The sequence below is a fragment of the Pseudomonas sp. JV245A genome, assembly GCF_032424515.1.
Taxonomy (GTDB): domain Bacteria; phylum Pseudomonadota; class Gammaproteobacteria; order Pseudomonadales; family Pseudomonadaceae; genus Aquipseudomonas; species Aquipseudomonas protegens.
Genome location: NZ_VYKE01000387.1, coordinates 1 through 1,269 on the forward strand (window position 1 = coordinate 1; position 1,269 = coordinate 1,269).

At 66.0% G+C, this 1,269-nt stretch carries 1 protein-coding gene and 1 pseudogene; both read right to left on the reverse strand.

Annotated features, from left to right (window positions below; genetic code table 11):
- Positions 1 to 192, reverse strand: a pseudogene (locus tag F6S12_RS31875) (oxidoreductase); the annotation flags it as partial.
- A 486-nt stretch (positions 193 to 678) separates the two neighbouring features.
- On the reverse strand, positions 679 to 1,269 hold a 591-nt coding region (locus F6S12_RS31880), incomplete at its 5' end, for an LLM class flavin-dependent oxidoreductase (protein ID WP_315869876.1).

Genomic DNA, 1,269 nt, shown 5'->3' on the forward strand with positions numbered 1-1,269 from the left:
GCCGCCGAACAGCCGTTCGACCCAGCCCCAGCGGCTGGCCAGCAGGCAGGACATCGCCATGTAGGCCAGGGCTGCGGTGCCCAGGATCATGCTCAGGGTGGCCGAGGTCAGCCAGGTGGCGGAAGGGATCTCCAGCAGCAGGGTGGCCGTGGTGATCAGCAGGATGCCGACAAGTGTGTGCCAGGTTTTCAAAGTGCATGACTCCGGTGAGGAAATGCCGTCATGGCGCAGCAAAGGGCGCGATGCATAAAGTGGATATGACAGGTTCAAAGCCAAAGGCTGGGTGGAATGTTAACGCTTTGGCGAGTATTCGTGGTGATCTGGGTCATCGGCCTGGCGCCGATAAAGTGTTGAAAATGATCGACTATCACTCGCATTCCGATTCCCCGGCCACCGCTCCCGGAGGCGCTGGCAGGCGGCGAAGAGCCCCTGAACTGGGCAGTGCTCTTGCGGGCGCCTTCGCTGGCAAGCCAGCTCCTACAGGGTTGTGGGAAAGGTCAACGCGCTTGTAGGACCCGGCTTGCCGGCGAAAGGGCCCCTGAGCCGGGCGTCAGCCTCTTAACCGCCTTCGTTGGCAAGCCAGCTCCTACAGGGTTGTGGGAAAGGTCAACGCAGTTGTAGGAGCCGGCTTGCCGGCGAAAGGGCCTCCAAGCCGGATGCCAGCCTCGTAAACGCCTTCTACAGGTGTTGCTTGCGGCGGGTGGCGGCTTCGCGGACGGCGGGGATGATCCAGCGCCCATAGTCGATGGTGTCGTAATAAGGGTCGTAGCCACGGTTGAGGAAGGTGGTCACGCCCAGGTCGACGTAGTCCAGCAGGGCCTGGGCCACGGTCTCCGGCGTGCCCACCAGGGCCGTGGTGTCGCCGTAGGCGCCAACGGCGCTGGCGGTGGGCATCCACAGGGCGCGGTCATGGCGGTCGCCGCGGGCTGCGGCCGCCAGCAGGCGTTCGGAGCCGGTGCCCTTGAGGCGCTTCTGCCAGGGGCTGCCGGCGGCGAACTGCGGGTTGGCGCGGATCTGCGCCAGGATCTGTTCGGCCCGTTGCCAGGCCAATTCCTCGGTGGCCCCCAGGATCAGCCGCACCGAGAGGCTGACCCGGGGCGCGGCCACCCCCGCGGCGCTGGCCGCGGCCTTGAGTTTGCCGATCTGTTCGGCTACCCCCTCCAGGGGCTCGCCCCACAGGGCGTAGAGGTCGGCGTGCTTGACCGCGATCTGGTAGGCGATGTCCGAGGAGCCGCCAAAAGAGATGGGGATGTGCGGCTGCTGCAGCGG